This window comes from Mycobacterium stomatepiae (genome assembly GCF_010731715.1).
Taxonomy (GTDB): domain Bacteria; phylum Actinomycetota; class Actinomycetes; order Mycobacteriales; family Mycobacteriaceae; genus Mycobacterium; species Mycobacterium stomatepiae.
This window is the reverse complement of the sequence record NZ_AP022587.1, coordinates 1,939,041-1,965,165: the sequence shown is the minus strand read 5'-3', so window position 1 is coordinate 1,965,165 and position 26,125 is coordinate 1,939,041. Positions and strand designations below refer to the sequence as shown.

Sequence of the window (26,125 nt, the reverse complement as noted above, 5' to 3'; positions counted from 1 at the left end):
AAGTCATGCGTTATCTGATCGCGGCCGCGGTGCTGTTCACCATGGTTCTGCTGGGCTGGCCGGCTGCCGCCGAACCGCCATCGTGTGCCGGCGTGGGCGGCACCCTCGAGGCCGGGCAAATGTGCCACATCCGTACGACCGGCGCGACGTACACGCTGAACATCACGTTTCCGGCTGACTACCCGGACCCGCAGCCGCTGACCGACTACGTCACGCAGAACCGCGACGGATTCCTCTCCGTCGCGCAGACCACCGGCCCGCGCGACCAGCCCTACCAATTGGAGGCGACCAGCGAACAGCACTTCGCCGGTCAGCCGCCGCACAACACCCGCAGCGTGGTGCTCAAGTTCTTCCAGGACGTCGGCGGATCGCACACGTCCACTTGGTACAAGGCGTTCAACTACAACCTGGGCACCAAGCAGCCGATCACCTTTGACAATCTGTTCGTCCCCAACACGTCGCCACTGGAGGCGATCTTCCCGCTGGTCAAGGCCGACCTAGAACGCCAGAACGCGCTCGGCGCCGCGATCTTGCCGTCGTCGGGCCGCGACCCATCGCACTATCAGAACTTCGCCATCACCGACGACCAGCTGATCTTCTACTTCGCGCCCGGGGAGATGCTGCCCGCATTGGCCGGCCCCTGCCAGGCCCAGGTGCCGCGCAACGCGATCCCTCCGCTGGCTGTCTAGCGGCTCAGACCCTGGCTGTCTAGCGGGCTCAGACCGGGGCGAAGCCGTAGACCTGACCATCGCTGGTGGCGGCCACCACCCGGCGGTCGGTGCCGATCGCGATGCCGACGGGGTAGCCGGTGGCCGCGGGTAGCGGATAGCTATTGATCGTGTGGCCGTTGCCGGGGTCGAACACCAGCAGTGACATGCCGGGGGCGTCGTCGTGCGGCGGCCCGCTCACCACCGCGTAACCGACGCCGGAACTGGCCAGGCCCGACGACGACAACGGGGTGATGTCGTCGCGGCGCCAGACCTGGTCGCCGTGGTCGCCGGCATCCTTGAAGGCCACCAGCCGGGTATCCGGTCCACCGCCCGACACGATCAGGCCCTCCGGGGTGACCGCCGGCGGCGTCTGGGCCAGGAATCCCAGCGGCGCGGACCACTTCGGTTTCCCGTCGGCGGCCGACAGGGCCCACAACCGTTGGTCGCGGCCGTTGACGTAGACGGTCGATCCGCTAGCCGACAGCACGGGGCTGGAAATCACCCCGGCCCCGACGGCGTCGGTGGCCCACTCCCGGGTCAGCAAGGGCGTCTGCCCGCGGTGGTATTTGAGCCCCACCAGTCCCGCCGCCGGGGCGCCCGGCTGCCAGACTCCGAGCACCGCCATCCCGCTGGCCGCCGAGAAGGCGGGGGCGGCCGCGGCCGGGCAGCCCTGCCGCGCCGGCGCGCAATCGGCCAGCCCGCGCGTCGCGTCCGTCGGGTCGATCCCGTCGACCAGGTCGAGCGGACTGCCGACCACCATGCCCCGATGCGCGTCGAAAACCAGCACCTGTCCGAGGTGCGTGGTGACCAGGAGTTGTCCGTCGGCGAGAAACCTTGGGGTGGAAGGCATTCCGATCACCGGCTGGCGCCACCGCGTCCATTGCGTCACCGGAAAGGACAAGAAGGCGCCCGGCTGCCCGACGTAGAGATTGTCGAAGCCGTCGAACAGCGGACCAGCGATACCGCCGCCCTGGAACAGCCGCACGCACCAGCGTTGCCGGCCGTTGTCGTTGTTCTCCCATTCCATCAGCGAACATCCGGCCGGTGTTTGTGCGTTCAGGGCGAGGTAGCTGCTCGAGCCCAGTCCCGGACCGGCCCCCAGGCTGCCCTTGACCGACCGCGTCCACTGCAGGGACAGCTTGTTGGCGCCGGCGGTCGCCGTGTAGCTGCTGTTGGCCGCGTCGGCATACTGCGCCGACCAGCCGGGCGCGGGTGCCGCTTCGACCCATGCATCGGTGTTGCCGCAACCGCCGAGCCCGATCGCCAGCACCGCCGCCAGCACCACGGATGAGCAACGCCGAAGCCCACTGATGGGTTGTCGGGCAAGCACCTTGGGTTTCCCAAATCCTTTTTTCCAACGCGGGCCGCTCGAGGGCGGACCCGGCCGTTCGGCGGCGATTGAGTACAGGTGAGGGTAACCCGTGGCGGTTCGCGCACTGATGATTGACCGCGTTAGGCTTTTCGGCTGTGACGAGCATGTGGGGCGCCCCGGTCCACCGCCGCTGGCGGGGCCAGCGGCTGCGAGACCCACGCCAGGCCAAGTTCTTGACGCTGGCTTCGCTGAAGTGGGTGCTGAGAAACCGCGCCTATACCCCGTGGTACCTGGTGCGGTACTTCCGGTTGCTGAAGTTCAAGCTGGCCAATCCGCACATCATCACGCGCGGCATGGTGTTCCTCGGCAAGGGTGTCGAGATCCACGCGACCCCCGAGCTGGCGCAGCTGGAGATCGGCCGCTGGGTGCACATCGGCGACAAGAACACGATCCGCGCGCACGAGGGCTCGTTGCGGTTCGGCGACAAGGTCGTGCTGGGCCGCGACAACGTGATCAACTGCTACCTCGACATCGAGCTCGGCGGCTCGGTGCTGATGGCCGACTGGTGCTATGTCTGCGATTTCGACCACCGGATGGACGACATCAACCTGCCGATCAAGGACCAGGGCATCGTCAAGTCCCCGATCCGGATCGGACCGGACACCTGGGTCGGGGTCAAGGTGACAGTATTGCGGGGCACGTCGATCGGGCGGGGTTGCGTGCTCGGTTCGCACGCGGTGGTGCGCGGCGATGTTCCCGACTATTCGATCGCGGTCGGTGCGCCGGCCAAGGTGGTCAAGAACCGGCAGCTGTCCTGGGAGAGCTCGGCCGCCCAGCGGGCCGAATTGGCCGCCGCCCTGGCCGATATCGAACGTAAGAAGGCCGCCCACTGACGTCGGGTTATTCGAAGCCGGGCTGGGGTCCCTACGACCCCAAACCGACGCGTCCCGGGTGGGATGTGGCGCTGTCCATCGTGCTGATGGTTGTCGCCGTCGTCGGCTGGGGCGTAGCGGCCGGCATGGAGTTCATGTTCTTGGCCTTCACCGACTACTGCCCGCCGCCGCGGTGTAGCACCGACCGGGCGGCCACAGCGGTGCTGCTGTCGATATCGGTGGCCGCCGCGCTGACGATCATCGGGTGTGTGGTGACGATCATCCGGCTGGTTCGCCGGCGACCGGGGTGGCCCTATGCCATCGCGACGTTAACCGCGGCCACCGTGGCCGAACTCCTGGGAGTGGTCGGTTACTTTGCGGCGGTTGGCTACTGACTCGCCGGGCTCAGGATGACGGCTGTTCGTCGACGACGAAGTGATAGTCGATCGTGCCCGCGTCGACGCCCGTGACGGACACGTTCACCCCGTAGGTCTGACCTTCGGCGGTGACGAGCTTGCACCGCAGCGTGGCGCCCTTTACCCCCTTCAGATTGTCGGGGCAGGTCACCGACTGGGGCTTGGTCCCGAACTGCTGGGTGATGTTGTCGCTGATCGCCGTCGCGACCTGGGCTTTGTCGACCGTTTCGACCATGTCGAACTTGACGTTGCTGCCCTCGACGCTGGTCACGGTGACGTTGACGCCGTAGGTGGTGCCCTTGAGCTTCATCGAGCAGTTCAGTTGTGCGCCGACTTTCGCGTCCAGATCGCCTGGGCAGTCGACCGAGTCGGGCTTGTTGCCCTGAGCGTCGGTCAACTTCTGGGTGATCTGGCTGGCGACGTCGCTCTTCGACACCGCGTGCGACGACGACCCTCCGATCGAGCACGAGCAGGCGCCGGCGCTGGCTATCAGCCCCACGGCAGCACCTGAAACCAGCAACGTCCGAACGATCGAGTGGGCCATATCGCCTCCCTGGCGCATCAGCAACGGAGAATCGGGCTGATAATTGCATGCCAAACGGCTTCGCACAGCGATTCCGCAAAGATAATTTCGGCGCGTCGTAGCGCCGCAGCGCCGGATTCTAGCGAGCCGGCTTACGAAGTTATGCTTTGATAGCGGCGCAGCGCTTCGGACCGTTCGGCTTTGTGATCGACGATCGGTGCCGGATATCCTTGTGGCCGTGCGCCTTTGCGTAAGTGAACGTCCTCGGCGGCGCTCAGCTCGGGGATCCAGCGCCGAATGTAATCGCCTGCGGGATCGAACTTTTGGCCCTGGGTGGTCGGGTTGAAAACCCGGAAGTAGGGCGCGGCGTCGGTGCCGCACCCCGCGCACCACTGCCAGCCGTGCTGATTGCTGGCCATGTCCCCATCGGTCAGTTGATCCAGGAACCATTCGGCTCCCCACTGCCACGGCAGATGAAGATCCTTGACCAGAAACGATGCGACGATCATGCGCACCCGGTTGTGCATGAAGCCGGTCTCGCGGAGTTGACGCATGCCGGCGTCGACAATCGGAAATCCCGTTTCGCCGGCCTTCCACGCTTCGAAGCGCCGGCATGCGTCCGCCCCCGTGTCGGTTTCGATGCCGTCGAAGTCGCTGTTCCAGTTGCGCCAGACGCTGTGCGGCCAGTGATGCAGCACCCCGGCGTAGAAGTCGCGAAAGGCCAACTCCCGCAAATACGTTTGCGCGCCTTGCTGGCGGAGGTTCATCGCCGCCACCATGGTTCGGGGGTGAATGGTACCGAGCTTCAGGTGCGCCGACATCCGGCTGGTGCCGGGCAGATCGGGGCGGTCGCGCTCCTGCGCGTAACGGGCCAGCCCGCCGTCGGCGAACTGCTTCCATTGCGAAAGTGCCGCCGCCTCACCGGCATCGAAGCCGAGCTCGGTGCCGGGGTCGGGGAGTGTGCATTGTTTGACGACGCCAGCCGGATCGAGCCAGCGTGCCGAGTCGGCGCTCGATTGCGCGGGTTTGCGCCAGCCGGCTTTTCGCCATTTGCGTAGAAACGGCGTGAATACCTTGTACGGTTCGCCGTCGTCCTTGGTGACGCGGCCCGGCGTCACCAGATACGGCGATCCCGTCGCGACCAAGGGCACCGAACCCAGTGCCGCCCGGACCTTTTCGTCACGGCGTTTTCCGTACGGCGTGAAATCCTCCGAGATATGCACCGCAGCCGCGTCGAACTTGTCGGCAATGCGGGGAATCAGCTCTTCGGCATGCCCGCGGGTCACCAGCAGCCGGCCATCTAGGTCGTCGCGCAGTTGGCGCAGCGAGTCACCCAGGAACTGCAGGCGGCGCCGGCCCGACGATTTCTCCAGCCGTGGGTCGAGCACAAAGCAGGCGAGTACGTCGCCGCTTTCGGCCGCGGCGAGTAGCGCGGGATGGTCGTGCAATCGCAGATCGCGGCGAAACCACAAGAGCGCGGGCATTATTGGACGCGACGGTTGAGTCGCCAGATATGGGCGGACAGAATGGTGGCGAAGGCGCACCACAGCGGGTAGGGCGCGAGTGCCGTGCCGGCGCGCGGATCGGCCGCGGCCGCCCGGCGGGCCAGGTCGGCGCTGCTGGCCGTGAGCGCGGCCGCCCCGAGCACGGCCGCGCCGAGTTTGTGAAAGCGGAAGAACAGCCAACTCCATCCGGCGTTGAGCAACAGGTTGACGGTCAATGCCGCGGCGTAGCCGCGTGCCTTGTCATGGCGTCCCGCAGCGCGGAACTTGTCCAACGTCACCGCGGAGGTGGTGGCGATGTCGGCGTACAGGGCGGTCCAGACGACGGGGAACGCGGCGCCGGGCGGTTGGTAGGCGGGTTTGCGTAGCCGTGCGTACCACGCCGGCACGCGTCGCGGGCTGGCGATACTTCCGGATGCCGCGGCCAGGGCGACGGCCAGTGTCGTCGCGGCGAGAGTCGAGCGCTTCACAGCCTGCTCCGTTCCTGCTGTAGTAGATTATTCTGCGGTTCAATGTCTTTGGTGTCGACCGGGTCGGCGGGCCACCAGATTCGATCGCCGATCAGGGCGAACAACGCCGGAATCACCAGGGTGCGCACCACGAAGGTGTCGAGCAGAATTCCCAGGCCGACGATGATGCCGAGCTGAGTCAGCACGATCAGCGGCAAGACGCCCAGCACGCAGAAGACCGCCGCCAAAACGATTCCCGCGCTGGTGATCACGCCGCCGGTGGCCGACACCGCGCGGATCATGCCATCGCGTGCTCCGTGCCGCGCCGCCTCTTCCCGGGCGCGGGTGACCAGGAAGATCGTGTAGTCCACGCCGAGGGCGGCCAGGAACAGGAAGGCGAACAACGGGGTGCTGTTGTCCAGCGCCGGAAACCCGAAGACGTGCAAGCTCGTCCAGCCGCCGAGGCCGAGCGCGGCCAGCGCGCCGAGAATCGTCGCGGACAACAGGTTGGGCGGCGCGAGCGCCGAGCGCAGCAATACGAACAGGACGATGAGAATCACCGCCAGGATCGCCGGGATCAGCATCAGCCGGTCGTGCACCGCGGCGTCGCGAACGTCGCGCGCCTGGGCGTCGGGTCCGCCGACCAGCGCGCCCGGGTCGGCGGATTTCGTCGAATTTCGCAGTGCGGCAACGGTTGCGAAGGCGCGATCCGACGACGGCGCGGCGTCGGTCACCACCGACCATTTCGTCAATCCGGTTGCCGACTGGCCCGCATCGGTCACCGATACCACACCTGCAGTGGTGGAGATCGCCGCGCGTACCTGCGCCGCCGCTGCGGTCGGCGCCACGACCAGCGTGGGGTTGGCCAGGCCCGCGGGAAAGTGCGCGGCCACCACGTGGTAGCCCGATACCGAATCTGCTTGCACCCGAAACTGTTCGGTCTGCGACAAGCCGATCCGTGTTCCCTGCAAGCCGCAGGCCAGTGCCGCCAGCATTGCGATCGAAGCCGCGGCGACGACGGCGGGACGACCGGCCACCTGTGCGGCGACCCGGTGCCAGGCCCCGGAGTCAAGAGTCGCGGCGCCGTCGGGTTGGGGGACCAGGGGCCAAAACAGTCGCCGGCCGCACAAGCCGAGCAGCGGCGGCAGCACCACCAAGACGGACAGCGCGGCGACCACCAGCCCACATGCTGCCAGCGCACCCAGGCTGCGGGTGCTGGGCGTCGACGCGAAGAGCAGGGTGAGCAGCGCCAGCACTACGGTGGCATTGCTGGCGACGATCGCCGGCCCGGCCCTGCGCACCGCGAGGCTCAACGCGTCACGATGGTCGGGGTGGCTCCGAAGTTCTTGCCGGTAGCGCGAAATCAGCAGCAGCGCGTAATTGGTGCCCGCGCCGAACACCAGCACACTGGTGATGCCGGAGGTCGCGCCGTCGAAGCTCAGCCCGGTCAGGGAGGCCACCGCGGTGCCCACCGCCGCCGCGACCCGGTCGGCGAATCCGATCACCAGCAGCGGTGCCAGCCACAGCATCGGCGAGCGATAGGTGGCGATCAGTAACAGCGTCACCACGGATGCGGTGACCGCCAGCAACGTGATGTTGGCGTCGGTGAACGCGTTGGCGATATCGGCGCCGAACGCCGGGCCGCCGGTGACGTGTGCCCGCAGGTCCGCGGGCAGGCCGGCGTCGGCGGCGGCGCGCAGCGCGGCGACTCCCTCGCCCAGCACCAAGCCGGACAAGTCGGCGCGGATGGGCACCACGCCAATGGCCGCCTTGCCGTCCGACGACACGAGCGGCGGCGCCGGGCTGGCCGCCCCGAATGGCGCGACGACGCCCTGCATCCGGTCGCGGGCCGCCTGGGTCGCCGTCACGTCGGCGGGGTCGAGCGGCGCGCCGTCGGCGCGGCTCACGACCAGCAGCAACGGAACCCGATCGCCGCCGGGAAATTGGCGGGCAGCGGCGTCGACCCTGGCGGAGTCGGACTCCGCGGGCACCGACAGCGGCGCCTGGCCGGCCGACGCGTTGGCCCCGACCAACACCATGAACCCAATACCCAGCAGGACCGCGGCCGATCCCAACAGCCACGAACGCCGCCCGGTCACGGCGGCGGCCAGACTTTCCCACATCACGACACCAGCCTTTTCCACCACTTCAGTCAATTAAACATTAAATAACTGAAATGACCAGAGGCTGAAGATATGCTGCTGACGGGTATGAACGCTGACGAACAACGACGCGGGCGGCAGGCCCTGGAATCGCTGATGTCGGCCGATCTGCGGGAGATGTCGACCGAATCGGACCAGATCGGCCGGATGTTCGCGGCGTCGCAAGACGTGCGGCCGACCGATTTCCGTGCCCTGCTGCACATCATGGTGGCCGAAACCAACGGCCGGCCGATGACGTCGGGAGATCTCAGCCAGCGGATGGGTTTGTCCGGTGCCGCGATCACGTATCTGGTAGACCGGCTGATCGAGTCCGGGCACATCCGGCGCGACTCGCATCCCGGGGACCGCCGTAAAGTCATCCTGCGTTTCTCCGAGACCGGAATGGACACGGCCCGGTTGTTCTTCACCCCGTTGGGCACGCACACCCGCGAGGCAATGCAGGACCTGCCCGATGCCGATCTCGCGGCCGCTCATCGGGTCTTCGCCGCGCTGATCGCCGCGATGCGACGCTTCCAGGGCGAATTAGGCAATCCCCGAGCCTGATTCGTCGGGCTCACTGCGCGGCGCGCCCGAGCAGGTGACGCAGGGCGGCGTCCAGATCGGGTTGCCGGAACCGGTGACCCGCCGCGTCGAGCCGCTGCGGGGCGACGCGCTGACTGGCGCAGGCCAATTCGCGGGCGCCCTGCGCGCCGAGCAACAGCCGAGGTCCCAGCGGCGGAACGGGCAGCGCCGCCGGCCGGCGCAGCACCTGTGCAAGCGTTCGCGTGTACTCGCTATTGCGAACCGGTTGCGGGGCAACGGCATTCACCGGACCGGACAGCGCGCTGTCCCACAGTGCGCGGTGATACACGTCGACCAGGTCGTCAATTCCTATCCAGGACAACCACTGTCGGCCATCGCCGAGCCGGCCACCAAGCCCGGCGCTGAACAGAGGGCGCATCAGCTTCAGCGTGCCGCCGCGGAGGGATTGCACGATGCCGGTGCGTACCTGCACCACTTGCCCGCCCGCCTGCGCGGCCGGTGCGGTCGCGTCCTCCCAGTCGGCGACGACGTCGGCCAGAAACCCGTCGCCGCGCTCGCTCGCCTCGGTGAGCTCCTCGTCGCCGCGGTCGTAACCGTAGTAGCCGATCGCCGAGGCCGAGATCAAGGTGGGCGGCCGGTCGGGCGTGCGTGCCACCAGTTCGGCCAGCCGGCGGGTCGGTCCAATCCGGCTGTCACGAACAGCTTTGCGGTGTCCATCGGTGAACCGGCCGGCAATCGAGGCGCCCGCTAGATGAATGACCGCGTCGACCCCGGCCAGCAGATCCGGGCCGGGATCCTCGGGATTCCACTGGCGTTCGTCGCCGCCGCGCGCGGGACGGCGAACGAGCTGGATCACGCGATGCCCGCCGGTACTCAAGAACGCGGACAGTGCCGAACCGACCAGTCCCGACCCCCCGGTGATCGCGACGGTCAGCGCGGTCAGACCGTGCTGGGCGGCCAACCGGTGGGCGGCCAGATCGTCGGCCAACTGGCGGTGCCGATAGACGAACATCGGGCGCAGCGCGGCGCCGGGGACCGGCGTTTGGACCCGGTCGATCACCCGGGTCCGATCGCCACCAACGTCTTCGAATTCGTGGCTGTGGCGCCACCGCACCGCGATGCGGGCCGGCAGCGAGGCCAGGCCGGCACCGCCGATGGTGTCGACGAACCGGCAAGGCGGGTCGTAGCCGTCGGGCTGGTGCTCGGCCACCCAACGCAGCCCGCCCGGGAGCGCGAGTTCGGCTCGTCCGTCCCGCAGTGACGAGGCCTCGGTGACCAGCCGCATCGGCGACCAGGGCGGCGAGAGCCGCTCGAAAGCACCCGGGCGTGCGTACCAGGCGAACACGTCGTCGCGCGGCGCGTCGACCACGCTTGAAAATTCCAGTCCCATCGTTCGATTAGTACCCAATGAGGATGCGAGCATGCCTGGCGCCCTGGTGGGTAATAAGACTGCATGAGTGTTCACGGCGGACTGCGGTCCCTGCTCGACACCGCCCTCGACCGGACCGTCGTCGCAGGCTATAGCCGGATCAGCTATCGGTTGCGCAGCCGCGGCTGGCCCGATGACCCGCTGCCACACGCGCTGAAGGGGAAGACCGCGCTCGTCACCGGCGCGAGCCGGGGCATCGGGAAGGCGATCGCCACGGGCCTGGCGCAGCTGGGCGCGACGGTCCTGTTGACCGTTCGCGACGAGACGAGCGGTGAGCTGGCCCGCAAGGAGATCGTCGACGCCAATCCCGAGGCCGACGTGCAGGTGGAGGTGTGCGACATGTCCGACCTCTCGGTGGTGCGTGCCTTCGCGGCCGACCTGTCGGCCAGGGTGTGGAACCTGGATGTGCTGATCCATAACGCCGGGGTGTTACCGCCCGAGCGGACCGAGACCGCCGACCGGCACGAGGTCACCCTGGCCACGCATGTGCTGGGTCCGGTGCTGTTGACCGAGTGTTTGCTTACGGTGCTGCGCGGCGCCGAGGACCCACGGGTGATCTTCATGTCGTCGGGCGGGATGTACACCCAGTCGCTGCCCGCCGACGACCCCGAGTATTTCGACGAGCCGTACAGCGGTGTCGCCGCGTACGCGCGCACCAAGCGCATGCAGGTGGCGCTGGCCCCGATCCTGGCCCGCCACTGGGCCGATGACAACATCCACGTCTACTCGATGCACCCGGGCTGGGCCGACACCCCCGGGGTGGCCGCGTCCCTGCCGGGTTTCCGGTCGATCACCGGCCCGCTGCTGCGGACTCCAGAACAGGGCGCCGACACCGCGATCTGGCTGGCCGCGACCGAACCCGCGCCGCCCAGCGGTGGCTTCTGGCACGATCGCCGGCCCCGCCCGGAGCACTACCTGCCGCTCACCAGGCACGGTGAGCGCGACCGCGAACGACTCTGGCGCTACTGCGCCTCTTCGGTCGGCATCGACAACGCGTGAGGCTCAACGGTCGGGCAGCGCGTGTTCGGTGATCGGCAGCCGCGGCAGCTGCTGACGCTCGCCACGCTTGGCGGCCATGTATACCTGCGCGGTCTGACCGGCCACCGTCCGCCAATCGAAGTCCGAGGTGAGCCGGTCGCGCGCGGCGTTGGCGCGCCGCTGCGCGGCGTCGGGATCGTCGAGCACAATGCGCGCCGCCGCGGCGAGGCCGGCGACGTCGCGCGGCGGGCACGACACCCCGGTCTGCCCGTCGATAACCGCTTCGCCCAGGCCGCCGATGTTGGAGGTCACCAGCGGGGCGCCGGCCGCGGCGGCCTCCAGCGCGACGAGCCCGAACGGCTCGTAGTGGCTCGGGAACACCGCGGCGTCGGCCCGGTGCAGCGCCGCCAGCAGTTCGTCATGGTGCAGGTGCCCGACGAAGCGAGTTGCCTTGAGCACCCGGTGTTTACGGGCCTGCTCGACGAGCCAGTCCTGCTGGGTTCCGTCGCCGGCGATGGTCAGCGTGGTGCCCGGGTTGGTGCGCCTGATCCGCGGCAGCGCGGCGATCAGGTCGTGCACCCCCTTCTCGTACTCCAGCCGCCCGACGTAGAGCAGTTCGGCGGGCCCGGTGCGCGGTCGCCGCGGGGCGAACGGCCAACGCGCCGCGTCGATCCCGTTGCGGATCACGGTGGTTTCGGCCAGACCGGGACCGAACAGCTCGGTGATCTCGTCGCTCATCGACGCCGAACAGGTGATCAGCGAATCGGATTCACGTACCAGCCACGATTCGACGGCGTGCACCTGACGACTGATCGCTCCGGAGACCCAGCCCGAATGCCTACCGGCTTCGGTCGCGTGGATCGTGGAAACCATTGGCACGTCATAGTATTGGGCGAGCGTGATGGCGGGGTGGGCTACCAGCCAATCGTGGGCGTGCACCACGTCGGGACGCCACGGCCGCGCAGTGCCGGACTTTTTGAGGTTGAGCCCGGCGCGAATCATCGCGTGGCCCATCGCCAGGGTCCAGGCCATCATGTCTGTGCCGAAACTGAATTCGTGCGGATCCTGGGCGGCGGCGATCACCCGCACGCCCTCGCTCATCTCGTCGGACGACGGGTGCGTGCTGGGATCGGTGCCGGTCGGGCGGCGCGACAGCACGACCACGTCGTGCCCGGCGGCGGCCAGCGCGGTCGACAGATGATGCACGTGCCGGCCCAGCCCGCCGATCACCACCGGCGGGTACTCCCACGACACCATCAGGATTCTCATCGGGGCAGCCTTCGGGCGTCCAGCGCGCCGAACAGACCGTCGGCGCGGCCCCACCCGTCGGCCAGCCGCTGCGCGGTGTCGCGCCGACCCGAGGCCAGCGCGCCGGCGATCTCGCGGGTGGCGTGCGCGTGCAGATGCGCGCGGTAGCGGGCGTAATCGGCGGCGGTGTCCTTGCTGACCATGAACGGCCAGTCGCTGGACACCGTCAGCAGGGTTTCGCGCAGGATCTGGTCGGCGACGCGATCGCGGGGGGTCGGCCCGTCGCAGTTCTGCGACAGCGCCTTGTCGACGGTGCTCAGCGCGGTGTCGACGACCTCATGGTTGAGCTGGACCAGATCGGCGACCTGCTCGCCGGCCCACACCTGCCAGTCCTTGCCCGAGCCCCATGAACTGGGCGGCAGGGCGACCGGCTCGCCGACGAATCCGCCGGACAGTGCGTCGCGCAGCGTCCCCACTCGCACCCCGGCGGCGGGCAGCGCCCGTAGCACCCGCGCCAACCAGGTCGGGCCCTCGTACCACCAGTGGCCGAACAGTTCGGTGTCGAACGCGGCGATGACGTGTGCCGGACGCCCGATGCGCTCGGATTCGCTCACCAGCCGGTTGCGCACCACGTCGACGAAATCGGCGACATGGGCGTCGACGGCCCGATCGGCTCGCTCGGGGTCGTAGGGCGCCTTGGCATCCGAGGACACGTTGCGGCCGGTGACCCGCGCGGGCTTGAGCCCGGTGAGGTGGTCGTAGGTGTGGAAGTCGCGGTAGGCGGCGTGACCGGGATAGCCGGATTTCGGCGACCACACCCGGTAGCTGACCTGCAGGTCGCGCCCGAAGGCGACCACGTCGGTGTCGCCGACGGGTCGGCCCAATGTGGTGTCGCCGTGCAGCGAGGGACCGTCGACCATGAAGTGGGTGATCCGCGCGGCGGCGTAGTCGCGTTCCATGCCCGGGGCATAGGCGCACTCGGGCGCCCAGATGCCGCCTGGGCGATGGGCTAGCCGCAACTGGGCGTCGGCCAGGCCCTCCCGCAGCGCGAATTCGCGCAGCCGCGGGGCGAGCAGCGGCTGGAACGGGTGGGCCAGGGGGCCGCCGAGCAATTCCACGGTCCCGGCATCGATCAGGCTGCGCAGCAGCGGGCTGCCGCCGTGCTGCCACAGGGTGGCGAAGTCGTCGAGCGCCCGGTCAGCCTCGGCGGACTCACGAATCCCGAACTCCCGCAACGCTTGTGGCGTACAGGATTGGTAGCCGGCCGACTTCGACTTCGGGATCGACCGTACGCTGGCGGCCTCGGCGGCGCGCAGCCGCCAGTTCGCCAGCCAGTGGTGCATGCCGTCCAGGCAGTACGGGTCGTCGAGCTGGGCATTGACCACCGGGGTGATGCCCAGGGTGATCAGCCGGTGGCGATCCTCGTCGGCCAGGGTGCGCAGCACCCGCAGCAACGGCAGATAGGCCGCGGCCCAGGATTGGTAGAGCCATTCCTCGCCGACCGGCCACCGGCCGTGATGTGCCAGCCACGGCAGGTGGGTGTGCAGCACCAGCGTGAACATGCCGGGCACCGGTGTCGCGGAATCGCTCACGGCCGCACCGCGATCGCGATCAGATCCAGGCTGTCATCGATGGGGTGGGTGTTGCGGTCGCCGGCGGCGACCAGGTCGAAGTCGTCGACGGTGACCGCGGCGACGTCGGCGATCAGCTGCGGAGGCCACGGCGCATCAGCGACCGCCCGCGCGATCTGCGCGTCGATGATCGACCCGCCGTGGCGGGCATCCATCTCACGCAGGCGCGCGCCGTGGAACAGGCCGCTGACCGCCACCTGGGTGAACCCCGCGCCGACCAGCAGCTCGGTCAGCTCGTCGGCATTCAATTCCCGGGTGTGAAACGGGTTGATCGGGGTGTCGCGGCCGGGGGAGAAGGTGATGCGGTTGGGGGTGGACATCAGCAGCAACCCCGACGGCCGCAGCACCCGGGCGCATTCCTCGACGAATTGGGTCTGGTCCCACAGGTGCTCGATGACCTGGAAATCCACCACGACATCCATCGATGCGTCCCGCAGCGGCAGCTCGGCCAGGTTGGCCTGCATGACTTCCACCCTGGGATAGCGGCCGCGGACATGGGCCACCGCGGCGGCGTCATAGTCGACGGCCACCACCCGGCGGGCCACGTCGGCGAGCAGGTCGGCGCCGTAACCTTCGCCACATCCCGCCTCGAGCACGTCACGGCCCACACAGTGGGTTGCCAGTCGCCGGTACACGACCTGATGGCGGCGGAACCAGTAGTTCTCGATCTCCAGGTCGGGGATCGTGCGCTCGCCGGTCAGCGTCAACACCGCTGGGCTTGCCGGGGAGACCGCCGGTGAACTGCGGTCAGAGGTGCCGTCGGGAACGTCGGGGACGAATGCGCTCATTGCATAGGGAGGCTAACGCGAAGTGTCGGATTCGCGAACCGCTGCGCGGGTAGGCCCCGCTCGCGGGGGAGGCGGGCCTGCAAGAACCTGCAGTACGACCCGCTATGGTGTGATGGCAGGCTGCACAAAGTTACCGAGCAGTAACACGATCGTGCGCTGCAAAGCGCGTACTGAAAGTCTCGTAGCCGACTGCTGCGAGACTCGTTCAAGGAGGACGAACCACACTCATGACGAACATCGTGGTCCTGATCAAGCAGGTCCCAGACACCTGGTCGGAGCGGAAGCTGACTGACGGCGACTGGACGCTGGACCGAGAGGCCGCCGACGCCGTGCTGGACGAGATCAATGAGCGCGCCGTCGAAGAAGCCCTGCAAATCCGTGAGCGGGAAGGCGGCGAGGGCACCGTGACCGTGCTGACCGCCGGTCCCGAACGCGCCACCGAGGCGATCCGCAAGGCGCTGTCGATGGGCGCCGACAAGGCCGTTCACCTCAAGGACGACGGCCTGCACGGCTCGGACGTGATCCAGACCGGCTGGGCGCTGGCGCGCGCGCTGGGCACCATCGAGGGCACCGAGCTGGTCATCGCCGGTAACGAAGCCACCGACGGCACCGGCGGTGCGGTCCCGGCGGTCATCGCGGAGTACCTGGGCCTGCCGCAGCTGACCCACCTGCGCAAGCTGTCGCTCGAGGGCGACAAGGTCACCGGCGAGCGCGAGACCGATGACGGCGTGTTCGCGCTCGAGGCCACGTTGCCCGCGGTGGTCAGCGTCACCGAGAAGATCAACGAGCCACGCTTCCCGTCCTTCAAGGGCATCATGGCCGCCAAGAAGAAAGAGGTCACGGTGCTGACCCTGGCCGAGATCGGCGTCGAAGGCGACGAGGTCGGCCTGGCCAACGCCGGGTCGACGGTGCTCGCGTCGACACCGAAACCGCCGAAGACCGCGGGTGAGAAGGTTACCGACGAGGGTGAGGGCGGCAACGAGATCGCCAAGTACCTGGTCGGCCAGAAAGTCATCTAACCCCCATTCCTGACGAGAAGAGCGAGAGATAACCCATGGCTGAAGTACTGGTGCTCGTCGAGCACGCTGAAGGCGCGGTGAAAAAGGTCACCGCCGAATTGATCACTGCCGCCCGCGCTTTGGGCGAGCCGTCGGCCGTCGTCGTCGGTGCGCCGGGCACGGCCGCGCCGCTGGTCGACGCACTGAAGGAAGCCGGCGCCGCCAAGATCTACGTCGCCGAGTCCGACGACGTCGACAAATACCTGGTCACCCCGGTCGTCGACGTGCTGGCCTCGCTGGTCGAATCCGCTTCTCCGGCAGCGGTTTTGCTGGCCGCCAACGCCGACGGCAAAGAGATCGCCGGCCGGCTAGCGGCCCGGCTCGGTTCGGGTCTGCTGGTCGACGTGGTCGACGTCAAGGAGGGCAACAAGGCCATCCACTCCATCTTCGGTGGCGCGTTCACCGTCGAGGCCCAGGCCAACGGCGACACCCCGGTGATCACCGTGCGGGCCGGTGCGATCGACGCGGAGCCGTCGGCCGGTGCGGGCGAGCAGGTCACCGTCGAGGTGCCCGCTCCCGCCGAGAACGCCACCAAGATCACCGCTCGCGAGCCCGCCGTCGCGGGCGACCGCCCGGAGCTCACCGAGGCCACCGTCGTGGTCTCCGGAGGGCGCGGCGTCGGCAGCGCGGAGAACTTCAGTGTGGTTGAGGCGCTGGCGGATTCGCTGGGTGCGGCCGTCGGTGCGTCGCGCGCCGCCGTCGACTCGGGTTACTACCCGGGCCAGTTCCAGGTCGGCCAGACCGGTAAGACGGTCTCGCCCCAGCTCTACATCGCGCTGGGCATCTCGGGTGCGATCCAGCACCGGGCGGGCATGCAGACCTCGAAGACCATCATCGCGGTCAACAAGGACGAAGAGGCTCCGATCTTCGAGATCGCCGACTACGGCGTGGTGGGCGACCTCTTCAAGGTTGCTCCGCAGCTGACCGACGCGATCAAGGCTCGTAAGGGCTGATCTGTCAACGCAATCGCCCCCGCGCGCACGTCGCGTCGGGGGCGATTGCGTAATTTACACCACCTCAACGCGTCTGCGGCCCGCCAGCCTCTTTTCGATTCCGATACCGCGGGTGATATCGGATCCGAGAGTCGCCTATTAGTCCGTGCATCACCGCAATGTCGGGGAGAATCGTTCGCCCCGAACATGATTCGTGTTTCAATCGATGCCGGATATCCCACCGGCGGCAGCCTCCGAAGTTGGCGGGCACGTTAATAGACAGAGACGCTCAGGTGTTTATTGCGTTGCCGCTCATGCGAATACATACAAGCAAGCCCGCTTGCCTGCGAGCGTGTGCAACACATTTCGTCATCTTACGTGCACCAACACGTCATAGCGTCGATGCCGATTGGCTCCCCGATTGCGCGACGTTGTTCCCATGAGCATTGCTTCTGTCCTGATACCGAGTGACAAGCCGGACGAAGCTGCGACCAGCTCGTCTGGGCCGCGTTACTCGTTGTTGCTGTCCACCGATCCCGATTTGGTCGAGACGGCGCAGCGGCTGCGCTATGACGTATTCACCAGCACGCCCGGTTTCGCGTTGCCGGAAACGGGTGCGGGGGACCGGGACGTGGATCGTTTCGACGAGTTCTGCGACCACTTGCTGGTCCGCGATGACGACACCGGCGAGCTGGTGGGGTGCTACCGGATGCTGGCGCCGTCGGGTGCGATTGCGGCCGGTGGCCTCTATACGGCGACGGAATTCGACCTCGGTGCGCTCGACCCGCTGCGGCCGTCGTTGGTGGAAATGGGCCGCGCCGTGGTGCGTGACGGCCACCGCAACGGCGGCGTCGTGTTGTTGATGTGGGCAGGGATCCTGGCCTATCTGGACCGCTACGGCTACGACTACGTGATCGGGTGTGTGTCGGTGCCGATCGGCGGGGACGACGACGTGCCCGGCAGCCAGCTTCGCGGCGTGCGTGATTTCGTCCGGAGCCGCCACGCCGCGCCGCCGGAATACCAGGCGTACCCGCACCGCCCGGTGGTCGTGGACGGCAAGACTCTCGACGAGATCGGGCCGCCGGCACGGCCCTCGGTTCCCGCCCTGATGCGCGGCTACCTGCGACTGGGTGCCAAATCCTGCGGCGAACCCGCCCTGGACCCGGATTTCGGCGTCGGCGACTTCTGCGTGCTGCTGGACAAACGCCAGGCCGATACCCGATATCTGCGGCGACTTCGGTCGGTATCGGCGGCTTCCGAAATGAGCAGCGAGATGGCGGGCCGCGACCGATGAACGCTCCCGCAGTCGCCACCGACCACGCCTGGCTGCCGCGCGCGACGTGCGACAGCACCTGTGTGGGTGTCGCCTCCGCGTCGCCGCGGTGGCTGGTGGTACTGCGGGTGACGCTTCGCCTCATGCTGGTGGTGCTGCTTGTGCTGGGGGCGCCGTTGGCGCTGGTGCCGGGACCGGCGCAGCTGCGGATCAGGCGGTTCTACTGCCAGGCGGTGCTGCGGGTTTTCGGGATCCGGATCAGCGTGTCCGGCGCTCCGATCCGCAACCTGCGCGGCGTCCTGGTGGTCGGGCCGCACATGTCCTGGCTCGACGTCTTCGCCATCGGTGCGGTGCTGCCCGGCTGGTACGTCGCGCGCGCGGACATGTTCGGCGAGCTCGCGGCGCGGCTGCTGAAGATCATTCCGATCGACCGCTCCAGCCTGCGGCAGTTGCCCGGGGTGGTGGACACCGTGGCGGAGCGGCTGCGGGCGGGCCAGACCGTGGTGGCCTTTCCCGAGGGCACCACGTGGTGCGGGGTGGCCTGTGGTTCGTTCTACCCGGCGATGTTCCAGGCCGCGATCGACGCCGGTCGTCCGGTCCAGCCGCTCCGGTTGACATATCACCACGTCGACGGCCTGCTTTCGACCGCCCCGGCCTTCGTCGGGGACGACACCTTGCTGGCGGCAATGGGCCGGCTGATCACCCAACGCCGCACCCTGGCGCATGTTCACGTGGAATCTCTGCAGCTGCCGGGCACCGACCGCCGCGCCCTCGCCCGCCGGTCCCAGTCGGCGGTCGGCGTCGGGGTGGCGCGGCGCCCAGGTCAACCCCACGAGCTGGCCGCTTAGGGGTTCGGCCCGGCCCGGTATCGTGGGGCGCGTCATGGTCTACCTCGATCACGCTGCCACCACCCCGATGCATCCTGCCGCCATCGAGGCGATGACGGCCGTGTACGGCACCGTCGGCAACGCGTCGTCGCTGCACACCAGCGGCCGCGCGGCCCGGCGCCGCATCGAGGAGTCCCGCGAGCTGATCGCGGAGCAGCTGGGCGCGCGCCCGTCGGAGGTGATTTTCACCGCGGGCGGCACCGAGAGCGACAACCTGGCCGTCAAGGGGATCTACCGCGCCCGCCGCGACGCCGACCCGTGCCGGCTGCGGATCATCACCAGCCGGGTGGAACACCACGCGGTGCTGGATTCGGTCGACTGGCTGGTCGAACACGAGGGCGCCCAGGTGACCTGGCTGCCCACCGCCGCCGACGGATCGGTGTCGGCCGCTGCGCTGCGCGAAACGCTGCAAAGTCATGACGACGTCGCGCTGGTCTCGGTGATGTGGGCCAACAACGAGGTCGGCACCGTGATGCCCATCGTCGAACTCGCAGCCGTCGCGGCCGAATTCGGCGTCCCGATGCACAGCGACGCCGTACAGGCGATCGGTCAGCTGCCCGTCGACTTCACCGCAAGCGGGCTCTCGGCGATGAGCGTTGCGGCGCACAAGTTCGGCGGTCCGCAGGCGGTGGGCGCCTTGTTGCTGCGCCGCGACGTGGCCTGTGCGCCGCTGCTGCACGGCGGCGGGCAGGAGCGTGACATCCGTTCCGGCACTCCGGATGTCGCCGGTGCCGTCGGAATGGCAGCCGCGATGCGGATCGCGGTGGACGGTCTGCAGGCCAACGGCGTTCGGCTGCGTGCGCTGCGCGATCGTCTGGTCGAGGGCGTGCTGGCCCGGATCGACGACGTGCGTGCCAACGGGTCGTTCGAATCGCGGCTTCCGGGCAATGCCCACTTCACCTTTCGCGGCTGCGAAGGTGACGCGCTGCTGATGCTGTTGGATGCCAACGGAATCGAATGCTCGACCGGCTCGGCATGCACAGCCGGTGTCCCGCAGGCCTCGCACGTGCTGATCGCGATGGGCGCCGACGCCGCCACCGCGCGCGGATCGCTGCGGCTGTCGTTGGGGCACACCAGCGTTGACGCCGACGTCGATGCGGTGCTGCGGGTGCTGCCCGCGGCGGTGGATCGGGCCAGACGGGCGGCGCTGGCCGCCGCGGGAGCATCCGGGTGAAGGTTCTTGCCGCGATGAGCGGTGGTGTCGATTCGTCGGTCGCCGCCGCTCGGATGGTCGGCGCCGGGCATGACGTGGTCGGGGTGCACCTGGCGCTGTCCTCGGCGCCCGGCACGCTGCGCACCGGCTCGCGGGGCTGCTGCTCGAAGGAAGACGCCTCCGACGCGCGCCGCGTGGCCGATGTGCTCGGAATACCATTCTACGTCTGGGATTTCGCGGAGAAGTTCGCCGAAGACGTGATCGACGATTTCGTGTCGTCCTACGCGCGCGGTGAGACGCCCAACCCGTGCGTGCGCTGCAATCAGCGCATCAAGTTCGCGGCGCTTTCCACGCGCGCCCTGGCATTGGGTTTCGACACCGTGGTCACCGGCCACTACGCCCGGCTGTCGGAAGGCCGGCTGCGCCGCGCCGTCGACCACGACAAGGATCAATCCTATGTGCTGGCCGTGCTGACCGCAGAACAGTTGCGCCACGCGGCTTTTCCGATTGGCGACACCCCGAAGCCGCAGATCCGTGCGGAAGCGGCTCGCCGCGGCCTGGCCGTCGCCGCTAAGCCGGACAGCCATGACATCTGCTTCATTCCGTCGGGGGACACCCGGGCTTTTCTGGGTGAGCGCATCGCCGTTCGCCGCGGCAACGTGGTCGGTGCCGACGGGGCGGTGCTGGCCAATCACGATGGGGTGCACGGTTTTACGATCGGGCAGCGCAAGGGGCTGGGCATCGCCGGCCCCGGGCCCGACGGTCTGCCGCGCTACGTGACGGCCATCGACGCCGACACCGCGACGGTGCACGTGGGCAGTGCCGCCGATCTCGAAGTGCGCGCGCTGACGGGACGGGATCCGGTGTTCACCGCCGGAGCCGCACCGCAGGGCCCGATCGAGTGTGACGTTCAGGTGCGGGCGCACGGTGAAACCGCGAGCGCGGTGGCCGAATTGATCGGCGACGAGCTGTGCGTGCGGTTGCGCGTCCCGCTGCGCGGGGTGGCGCGCGGCCAGACGGTCGTGCTGTACCGCCCGGATTCGGCCGGTGACGAAGTGCTGGGCAGCGCCACCATCGCCGGCACGTCGCGCTGATCGCCGACACCGCGTTCGCGTTCCAAGAATTCTCCAAGAGCTTGCGGAGAGCATTCGTCTCGTAACTGATTGACCCCCGAGCGGGGAAGGAACGAGTGACGATGAGCGAGAACCAGATCACAGCGCAGGAAGTACAGACCAACGGCCTTGCCGTTGCGGCTTTCGTACTCAGCATCATGGGCATGTACGCAAGCCCCGTCTTGGCCAGCGTTCTCGCCCTCGTTGGCATGTGGCAGGTCAAACATCGTTCGCAGCAAGGCTTTGCGCTGGCGATCACCGCACTGGCAGTCTCGGCCGCCGTCACCGCCCTGCACGTCGCGATATGGATTCAGTGCGGCCACCCGAACTTCGAGTTGGAGACCACGGCGCACTGGTGATCAACCGTTGCCGCACCAGCGGTTAGCCGCTACCGCGGGAAGTTGGCGACGATGTTCGTCATCACGATGTCGGACACCGACTGCGGGAAGCCGCAGAAGGTGACTTCCACCAGAGCCACCGACTGCACCCGGTAGTCGCGGCCGCAGCCACCCGGCCCCAGGTGCAGCGACGCGGCGTCGGCCTTCCAGTCCCCGACGAACAGCTGGCCGGACGAGCCGCCGGCGCAGTCATCGACGGTCGAGACCAGAGTGGTGAAGGCGTGCTGAGCGGTCGCGGCATCGCGATAGGCCGCGGCACCCTCGGAGATCAGGGCGCCGTCGGGCGGGTCCTGAAACGTCGTCTTGTGGAACTCTTCGATATCGGGACCAAACGTCGCGGTCTCGGCGAACAGGAAGCGGCAGGGCCGCGGCGTGGTTTCGGCGAGCGCGTCGATGTCGACCGGAGTGCTCCCGTCCATCGAGGGAATGATCGACAGGTGCTCGCCGGCGCCGGTGATGGCTTGCATCCGCGACTGATCCAGCAGGATCGTATCGACATTGACCCCGTTGATACCGCGGGCACCGCCGGTAAATCCGGGCAGTGCCGTGCCATCCACCACCCGGGAGCACGCCGCCGTCAGCACCATCGCGCCACATATCAGCGCCCACGCGAATCCTGCCCTGTGCCACACCGTTCTGCACCCCTCTAAAGCCCTGAGAGTAGTCGCGATGGCCGACGTCAACACACCCTGGCCGCCGCAGCGCAATGTGACGTCGAATACGGTTGCCCGGTGAGTGTTTTCGCCGACATCTTTCCGAAAGCCAGCGGCGTGGGTTCGTGGCCGGGTACCGCGGCACGGCCGTCGGCGGAGGTCGTTGTCGGCGAGTTGGCCGCCGCGCTGGCTCACCTCGTCGAGCTGCCGGCCAGGGGAGTGGGCGCCGACCTGCTGGGGCGCGCCGGTGCGCTCCTGGTCGACGTGGCGATCGACACCGTGCCGCGCGGTTACCGCATCGCCGCCCGTCCGGGCGCGGTGACGCGTCGGGCCGTCAGCCTCCTCGACGAGGATATGGATGCCCTCGAGGAGGCCTGGGAGACGGCCGGCCTGCGCGGCGGCGGACGGGTCGTCAAGGTCCAGGCGCCCGGGCCGATTACCTTGGTCGCCGGGCTCGAGCTGTCCAACGGCCACCGGGCGATCACCGACCCCGGGGCGGTGCGCGACCTGACGGCATCGCTGGCCGAGGGCGTTGGGATCCATCGCGCGGCGCTGTCGCGCCGCCTCGGCACACCGGTGGTGGTGCAATTCGACGAGCCGTCGTTGCCCGCCGCGTTGGGTGGCCGGCTGAGCGGGGTCACCGCGTTGAGTCCGGTTGCCGCGCTCGACGAGTCGGTGGCCGCAACGTTGCTCGACACCTGTGCCGAGACGGTAGGTGCCGAGGTGATGGTGCACAGTTGCGCGGCCGAGTTGCCGTGGGATCTGTTGGCGCGCAGTGCAATTAGCGCAGTATCGGTGGACGTCGTAATGCTGCGGGCCGCGGACCTGGACGGGATCGCGGCGTTCATCGAATCGGGTCGCACCGTGATGCTGGGCGTGGTCTCTGCCACTGCTCCAGCCCAGCGGCCGGCCGCCGAGGAGGTGGCCGCGGCCGTCGTCGCGGTGACCGACCGGCTCGGATTCGCCCGTTCGGCGCTGCGCGAGCGCATCGGCGTCACTCCGGCATGCGGTCTGGCCGCGGCGACGCCGCAGTGGGCCCGGACCGCGATCGAGCTGTCCCGCAAAGCCGCGGAGGCATTCGCCGAGGACCCCGACGCCATTCAATAGGCAACCAATTGGTTGCACTTCACCGCGTCGTGTGGTGCACTAAAAGGCAACCAGGAGGTTGCATGTGAACACGGACCGGATCGAGAAGCAGGTGGTGCTGCGCGCGCCACTGGACCGGGTGTGGCGGGCCATCAGCGATGCCGAGCAGTTCGGGCGGTGGTTCGGCGTTCGGTTCGACGGCCCCTTCGTCGAGGGTGCCGCGGTCGGCGCGGCAATCGCCACGACGGTCGTCGACAACGAGGTCGCCAAGCGCCAGGAGGCGCACGCGGGGATGCGGAGCACCTGGCAGATCGTCGCGATCGAGCCCAAACGGCGATTCGCCTACCGGTGGCATCCGTTTGCGGTCGATCGTGATGCCGATTACGAATCCGAGCCGACCACGCTGGTCGAGTTCACGCTGTCGGAAACCGCCGACGGCGTGCTGCTCACGATCGTCGAATCCGGGTTCGACGCGATCCCCGCGGCGCGCCGTTCCGCCTCGTTCGAGGCCAACTCCGAGGGGTGGGCCATCCAGACCGACATGGTGCGCAGGTACCTCGAAGACGCCTGGCTATGAGCGCCCAAACCGCAATAGCCGCACCTCTTTTCGACGCTCTCGGGGATCCGAACCGGCTACGCATCATCGTCCGGCTCTGTGACCTGGGTCCGAGCTCGACGTCGCAAGTCTCCAGCGTCGTTCCGGTCACCCGGCAGGCGGCCACCAAACATCTGCAGCTGCTGGAGACGGCCGGGCTGGTCAGCAGCAGCCGTCGCGGACGCGAACGCGTATGGACGGTGCAGACCGAACCCCTGGCGCGGGCCAGCGACTACCTGACTCAGCTGTCGCTCCGCTGGGACGCCGCGGTGGACCGGCTGCGGGCATTTGTGGAGGACTGAGCGTCCCGGGATCAGCGTCGGAGGGCTTCGATAGCCTGCCAAGGTGAGTTCGCCAGAAGCTGACCCCGTCCCACCCGAGGTTCGCCGGCAATGGCGCGAACTGGCCGACGAGGTGCGCGAACACCAGTTCCGCTACTACGTGCGGGATGCGCCGATCATCTCCGACGCGGATTTCGACGAGCTGCTGCGGCGACTGGCCGAGCTCGAGGAGCAGCATCCCGAGCTGCGCACCCCCGATTCGCCGACTCAGCTGGTCGGCGGTGCGGGATTCGCCACCGATTTCACCTCAGCCGAGCACCTGGAACGGATGCTGTCGCTGGACAACGTGTTCAGCACCGAGGAATTCGACGTGTGGTCCGCCCGCATCCACGCCGAGGTCGGTAACGACGTGCCCTTCCTGTGTGAACTCAAGATCGACGGCGTCGCGCTGGCGCTGGTCTACCGCGGTGGCCGGTTGGTCCGCGCGGCCACTCGCGGCGACGGGCGCACCGGCGAGGACGTCACGAACAATGCGCGCACCATCGACGATGTCCCGGAACGGCTGACGGCCAGCGACCAGTATCCGATCCCCGATGTGCTCGAGGTCCGCGGCGAGGTGTTCTTCCGGGTCGCCGACTTCGAGGCGCTCAACGCCGCGCTGGTCGAGGATGGCAAGGTGCCGTTCGCCAACCCGCGCAACAGCGCCGCTGGATCGCTGCGGCAGAAGGATCCCGCGGTGACCGCCCGCCGCAAGCTCCGGATGATCTGCCACGGCGTCGGGCGCACCGAGGGATTTCGGCCGGTCTCCCTGCACGACGCCTATCTGGCGCTGGGTGCCTGGGGTCTGCCGGTCTCCGACCACACCACCCGGGTGGACAACGCCGCGGGTGCGCTGGAGCGGATCGCCTATTGGGGCGAGCACCGCCACGACGTCGATCACGAAATCGACGGAGTCGTCGTCAAAATCGACGACGTCGGACTGCAGCGTCGGCTGGGGTCGACGTCGCGGGCACCGCGCTGGGCCATCGCATACAAATACCCGCCGCAAGAGGTGCAGACCCAGCTACTCGACATCAAGGTCAACGTCGGTCGGACCGGACGTGTCACGCCGTACGCGGTGATGGTGCCGGTCAAGGTCGCCGGTTCGACGGTCGAAATGGCCACCCTGCACAACGCTTCCGAGGTCAAGCGCAAGGGCGTGCTGATCGGCGACAACGTGGTGCTCCGCAAGGCCGGCGACGTGATTCCCGAAGTGCTAGGTCCGGTCGCCGACCTGCGCGACGGCACCGAACGCGAATTCGTGATGCCCACGCACTGTCCCGAGTGCGCCACCCTGCTGGCCCCGGCCAAAGAGGGCGACGCCGACATCCGCTGCCCCAACTCCCGATCCTGCCCAGCGCAGTTGCGGGAGAGGGTATTTCACGTCGCCGGCCGCGGCGCCTTCGACATCGAGGGCCTGGGCTACGAGGCCGCCATCGCGCTGCTGGCGGCCGAGGTGATCACGGACGAGGGCGACCTGTTCACCCTCGCCGAGGACGACCTGTTGCGCACCGAGTTATTCACCACCAAGGCCGGCACGCTGTCGGCCAACGGGAAGCGATTGCTGGCCAACCTCGACCGGGCCAAGGCGCAGCCCCTGTGGCGAGTGCTGGTGGCGCTGTCGATCCGGCATGTCGGGCCGACGGCGGCGCGCGCCCTGGCGACCGAGTTCGGCAGCCTCGACGCGATCACGTCGGCGTCGACGGACGAACTGGCGGCGGTCGAGGGAGTCGGGCCGACCATCGCCGCCGCGGTGACCGAGTGGTTCATGGTCGACTGGCACCGCGCGATCGTCGACAAGTGGCGAGCGGCCGGCGTGCGGATGGCCGACGAACGCGACGCCAGCACGCCGCGCACGCTCGCCGGGCTGAGCATCGTGGTCACCGGGTCGCTGAACGGGTTCTCCCGCGACGAGGCCAAGGAGGCCATCGTGTCCCGCGGCGGCAAGGCGGCAGGCTCGGTGTCGAAGAACACCGCGTACGTCGTGGCCGGCGATTCGCCGGGCTCGAAGTACGACAAAGCGGTGGAACTGGGTGTGCCGATCCTCGACGAGGACGGGTTTCGGCGGCTCCTGGCCGAGGGGCCGGCATCCGGCGGCACAGCCGATTAACAGCGG

General features: G+C 68.4%; 26 protein-coding genes. 16 read left to right on the top strand and 10 right to left on the bottom strand.

Annotated features, from left to right (window positions below; translation table 11 throughout):
* Positions 1-5: 5 nt before the first annotated feature.
* On the top strand, positions 6-689 hold the full coding sequence (locus G6N54_RS09280) for an esterase (RefSeq protein ID WP_163789784.1): 684 nt from the start codon (positions 6-8) through the stop codon (positions 687-689).
* Between the two features lie 28 nt (positions 690-717).
* Here the strand turns inward: G6N54_RS09280 and G6N54_RS09275 are convergent, their stop codons facing one another.
* Entirely contained in the window at positions 718-1,995 is a 1,278-nt protein-coding gene (locus tag G6N54_RS09275) for an outer membrane protein assembly factor BamB family protein (protein WP_179969188.1), read from the bottom strand.
* 182 nt (positions 1,996-2,177) lie between these two features.
* Here G6N54_RS09275 and G6N54_RS09270 point away from each other — a divergent pair, with 182 nt between their 5' ends.
* A complete protein-coding gene (locus tag G6N54_RS09270) occupies positions 2,178-2,915 on the top strand; it encodes an acyltransferase (protein ID WP_163789783.1) in 738 nt (245 codons plus the stop codon).
* A gap of 65 nt (positions 2,916-2,980) precedes the next feature.
* Complete coding sequence (locus G6N54_RS09265; protein WP_163789782.1) at positions 2,981-3,289, top strand: hypothetical protein; 309 nt, start codon at positions 2,981-2,983, stop codon at positions 3,287-3,289.
* Between the two features lie 10 nt (positions 3,290-3,299).
* Here G6N54_RS09265 and G6N54_RS09260 read toward each other — a convergent pair whose 3' ends face one another.
* The 4 genes from G6N54_RS09260 to G6N54_RS09245 form a co-directional block, all read right to left on the bottom strand.
* On the bottom strand, positions 3,300-3,854 hold the full coding sequence (locus G6N54_RS09260; RefSeq protein WP_163789781.1) for an anti-apoptotic protein: 555 nt from the start codon (positions 3,852-3,854) through the stop codon (positions 3,300-3,302).
* A 131-nt stretch (positions 3,855-3,985) separates the two neighbouring features.
* Positions 3,986-5,317, bottom strand: coding sequence for a cryptochrome/photolyase family protein (locus tag G6N54_RS09255; protein ID WP_163789780.1), 1,332 nt, complete (start codon positions 5,315-5,317; stop codon positions 3,986-3,988).
* Positions 5,317-5,805: a TspO/MBR family protein gene (locus G6N54_RS09250; protein WP_163789779.1), complete on the bottom strand. Its 489-nt coding sequence runs from the start codon at positions 5,803-5,805 to the stop codon at positions 5,317-5,319. The genes G6N54_RS09255 and G6N54_RS09250 overlap by 1 nt, the downstream gene beginning before the upstream one ends.
* Complete coding sequence (locus G6N54_RS09245; protein ID WP_163794612.1) at positions 5,802-7,907, bottom strand: MMPL family transporter; 2,106 nt, start codon at positions 7,905-7,907, stop codon at positions 5,802-5,804. Before G6N54_RS09245 ends, G6N54_RS09250 begins: the two co-directional genes overlap by 4 nt.
* A 72-nt stretch (positions 7,908-7,979) precedes the next feature.
* On the opposite strand from G6N54_RS09245, the gene G6N54_RS09240 reads away from it, so the two are divergent.
* Positions 7,980-8,489 (top strand): MarR family winged helix-turn-helix transcriptional regulator, encoded by a 510-nt coding sequence (locus tag G6N54_RS09240; RefSeq protein ID WP_163789778.1) that lies wholly within the window; start codon positions 7,980-7,982, stop codon positions 8,487-8,489.
* Between the two features lie 10 nt (positions 8,490-8,499).
* On the opposite strand, the gene G6N54_RS09235 is transcribed toward G6N54_RS09240, so the two are convergent.
* The gene (locus tag G6N54_RS09235) at positions 8,500-9,858 is read right to left on the bottom strand and encodes a TIGR01777 family oxidoreductase (RefSeq protein ID WP_163789777.1); all 1,359 of its coding nucleotides are present in this window, start codon (positions 9,856-9,858) and stop codon (positions 8,500-8,502) included.
* Between the two features lie 63 nt (positions 9,859-9,921).
* On the opposite strand from G6N54_RS09235, the gene G6N54_RS09230 reads away from it, so the two are divergent.
* Positions 9,922-10,896 (top strand): SDR family NAD(P)-dependent oxidoreductase, encoded by a 975-nt coding sequence (locus G6N54_RS09230; RefSeq protein ID WP_163789776.1) that lies wholly within the window; start codon positions 9,922-9,924, stop codon positions 10,894-10,896.
* A 3-nt stretch (positions 10,897-10,899) separates the two neighbouring features.
* Here the strand turns inward: G6N54_RS09230 and G6N54_RS09225 are convergent, their stop codons facing one another.
* From G6N54_RS09225 to G6N54_RS09215, 3 genes are read right to left on the bottom strand one after another with little or no spacing between them, the layout of a single operon-like run.
* A complete protein-coding gene (locus G6N54_RS09225) occupies positions 10,900-12,144 on the bottom strand; it encodes a glycosyltransferase family 4 protein (RefSeq protein ID WP_163789775.1) in 1,245 nt (414 codons plus the stop codon).
* Complete coding sequence (locus tag G6N54_RS09220; RefSeq protein WP_163789774.1) at positions 12,141-13,715, bottom strand: 1,4-alpha-glucan branching protein domain-containing protein; 1,575 nt, start codon at positions 13,713-13,715, stop codon at positions 12,141-12,143. Before G6N54_RS09220 ends, G6N54_RS09225 begins: the two co-directional genes overlap by 4 nt.
* Positions 13,712-14,542 (bottom strand): class I SAM-dependent methyltransferase, encoded by an 831-nt coding sequence (locus tag G6N54_RS09215; RefSeq protein ID WP_163789773.1) that lies wholly within the window; start codon positions 14,540-14,542, stop codon positions 13,712-13,714. Before G6N54_RS09215 ends, G6N54_RS09220 begins: the two co-directional genes overlap by 4 nt.
* 227 nt (positions 14,543-14,769) lie before the next feature.
* On the opposite strand from G6N54_RS09215, the gene G6N54_RS09210 reads away from it, so the two are divergent.
* The 7 genes from G6N54_RS09210 (at position 14,770) to G6N54_RS09180 (ending at position 21,316) form a co-directional block, all read left to right on the top strand.
* Positions 14,770-15,561, top strand: a complete 792-nt coding sequence (locus G6N54_RS09210) for an electron transfer flavoprotein subunit beta/FixA family protein (RefSeq protein ID WP_163789772.1) — start codon at positions 14,770-14,772, stop codon at positions 15,559-15,561.
* A gap of 35 nt (positions 15,562-15,596) precedes the next feature.
* Positions 15,597-16,553, top strand: coding sequence for an electron transfer flavoprotein subunit alpha/FixB family protein (locus G6N54_RS09205; protein WP_163789771.1), 957 nt, complete (start codon positions 15,597-15,599; stop codon positions 16,551-16,553).
* 418 nt (positions 16,554-16,971) lie between these two features.
* Positions 16,972-17,826 carry a GNAT family N-acetyltransferase gene (locus G6N54_RS09200; protein ID WP_163789770.1) on the top strand — a complete coding sequence of 285 codons (855 nt, stop codon included), beginning with the start codon at positions 16,972-16,974 and terminating at the stop codon, positions 17,824-17,826.
* Complete coding sequence (locus tag G6N54_RS09195; RefSeq protein WP_163789769.1) at positions 17,823-18,653, top strand: lysophospholipid acyltransferase family protein; 831 nt, start codon at positions 17,823-17,825, stop codon at positions 18,651-18,653. The genes G6N54_RS09200 and G6N54_RS09195 overlap by 4 nt, the downstream gene beginning before the upstream one ends.
* Positions 18,654-18,687: 34 nt before the next feature.
* Positions 18,688-19,866, top strand: coding sequence for a cysteine desulfurase family protein (locus tag G6N54_RS09190; RefSeq protein WP_163789768.1), 1,179 nt, complete (start codon positions 18,688-18,690; stop codon positions 19,864-19,866).
* Positions 19,863-20,939 carry a tRNA 2-thiouridine(34) synthase MnmA gene (gene mnmA / locus G6N54_RS09185; protein ID WP_163789767.1) on the top strand — a complete coding sequence of 359 codons (1,077 nt, stop codon included), beginning with the start codon at positions 19,863-19,865 and terminating at the stop codon, positions 20,937-20,939. Before G6N54_RS09190 ends, mnmA begins: the two co-directional genes overlap by 4 nt.
* A gap of 101 nt (positions 20,940-21,040) precedes the next feature.
* Positions 21,041-21,316 (top strand): DUF4190 domain-containing protein, encoded by a 276-nt coding sequence (locus G6N54_RS09180; protein WP_163789766.1) that lies wholly within the window; start codon positions 21,041-21,043, stop codon positions 21,314-21,316.
* Between the two features lie 29 nt (positions 21,317-21,345).
* Here G6N54_RS09180 and G6N54_RS09175 read toward each other — a convergent pair whose 3' ends face one another.
* The gene (locus G6N54_RS09175) at positions 21,346-21,942 is read right to left on the bottom strand and encodes a sensor domain-containing protein (protein ID WP_163794611.1); all 597 of its coding nucleotides are present in this window, start codon (positions 21,940-21,942) and stop codon (positions 21,346-21,348) included.
* Positions 21,943-22,086: 144 nt separating this feature from the next.
* On the opposite strand from G6N54_RS09175, the gene G6N54_RS09170 reads away from it, so the two are divergent.
* From G6N54_RS09170 to ligA, 4 genes are all read left to right on the top strand, one after another.
* On the top strand, positions 22,087-23,115 hold the full coding sequence (locus G6N54_RS09170; RefSeq protein WP_163789765.1) for a uroporphyrinogen decarboxylase/cobalamine-independent methonine synthase family protein: 1,029 nt from the start codon (positions 22,087-22,089) through the stop codon (positions 23,113-23,115).
* 64 nt (positions 23,116-23,179) lie between these two features.
* A complete protein-coding gene (locus G6N54_RS09165; protein ID WP_163789764.1) occupies positions 23,180-23,671 on the top strand; it encodes an SRPBCC family protein in 492 nt (163 codons plus the stop codon).
* Positions 23,668-23,991, top strand: a complete 324-nt coding sequence (locus G6N54_RS09160) for an ArsR/SmtB family transcription factor (RefSeq protein WP_163789763.1) — start codon at positions 23,668-23,670, stop codon at positions 23,989-23,991. Before G6N54_RS09165 ends, G6N54_RS09160 begins: the two co-directional genes overlap by 4 nt.
* Before the next feature lie 43 nt (positions 23,992-24,034).
* A complete protein-coding gene (ligA, locus tag G6N54_RS09155; RefSeq protein ID WP_163789762.1) occupies positions 24,035-26,119 on the top strand; it encodes an NAD-dependent DNA ligase LigA in 2,085 nt (694 codons plus the stop codon).
* Positions 26,120-26,125 lie beyond the last annotated feature (6 nt).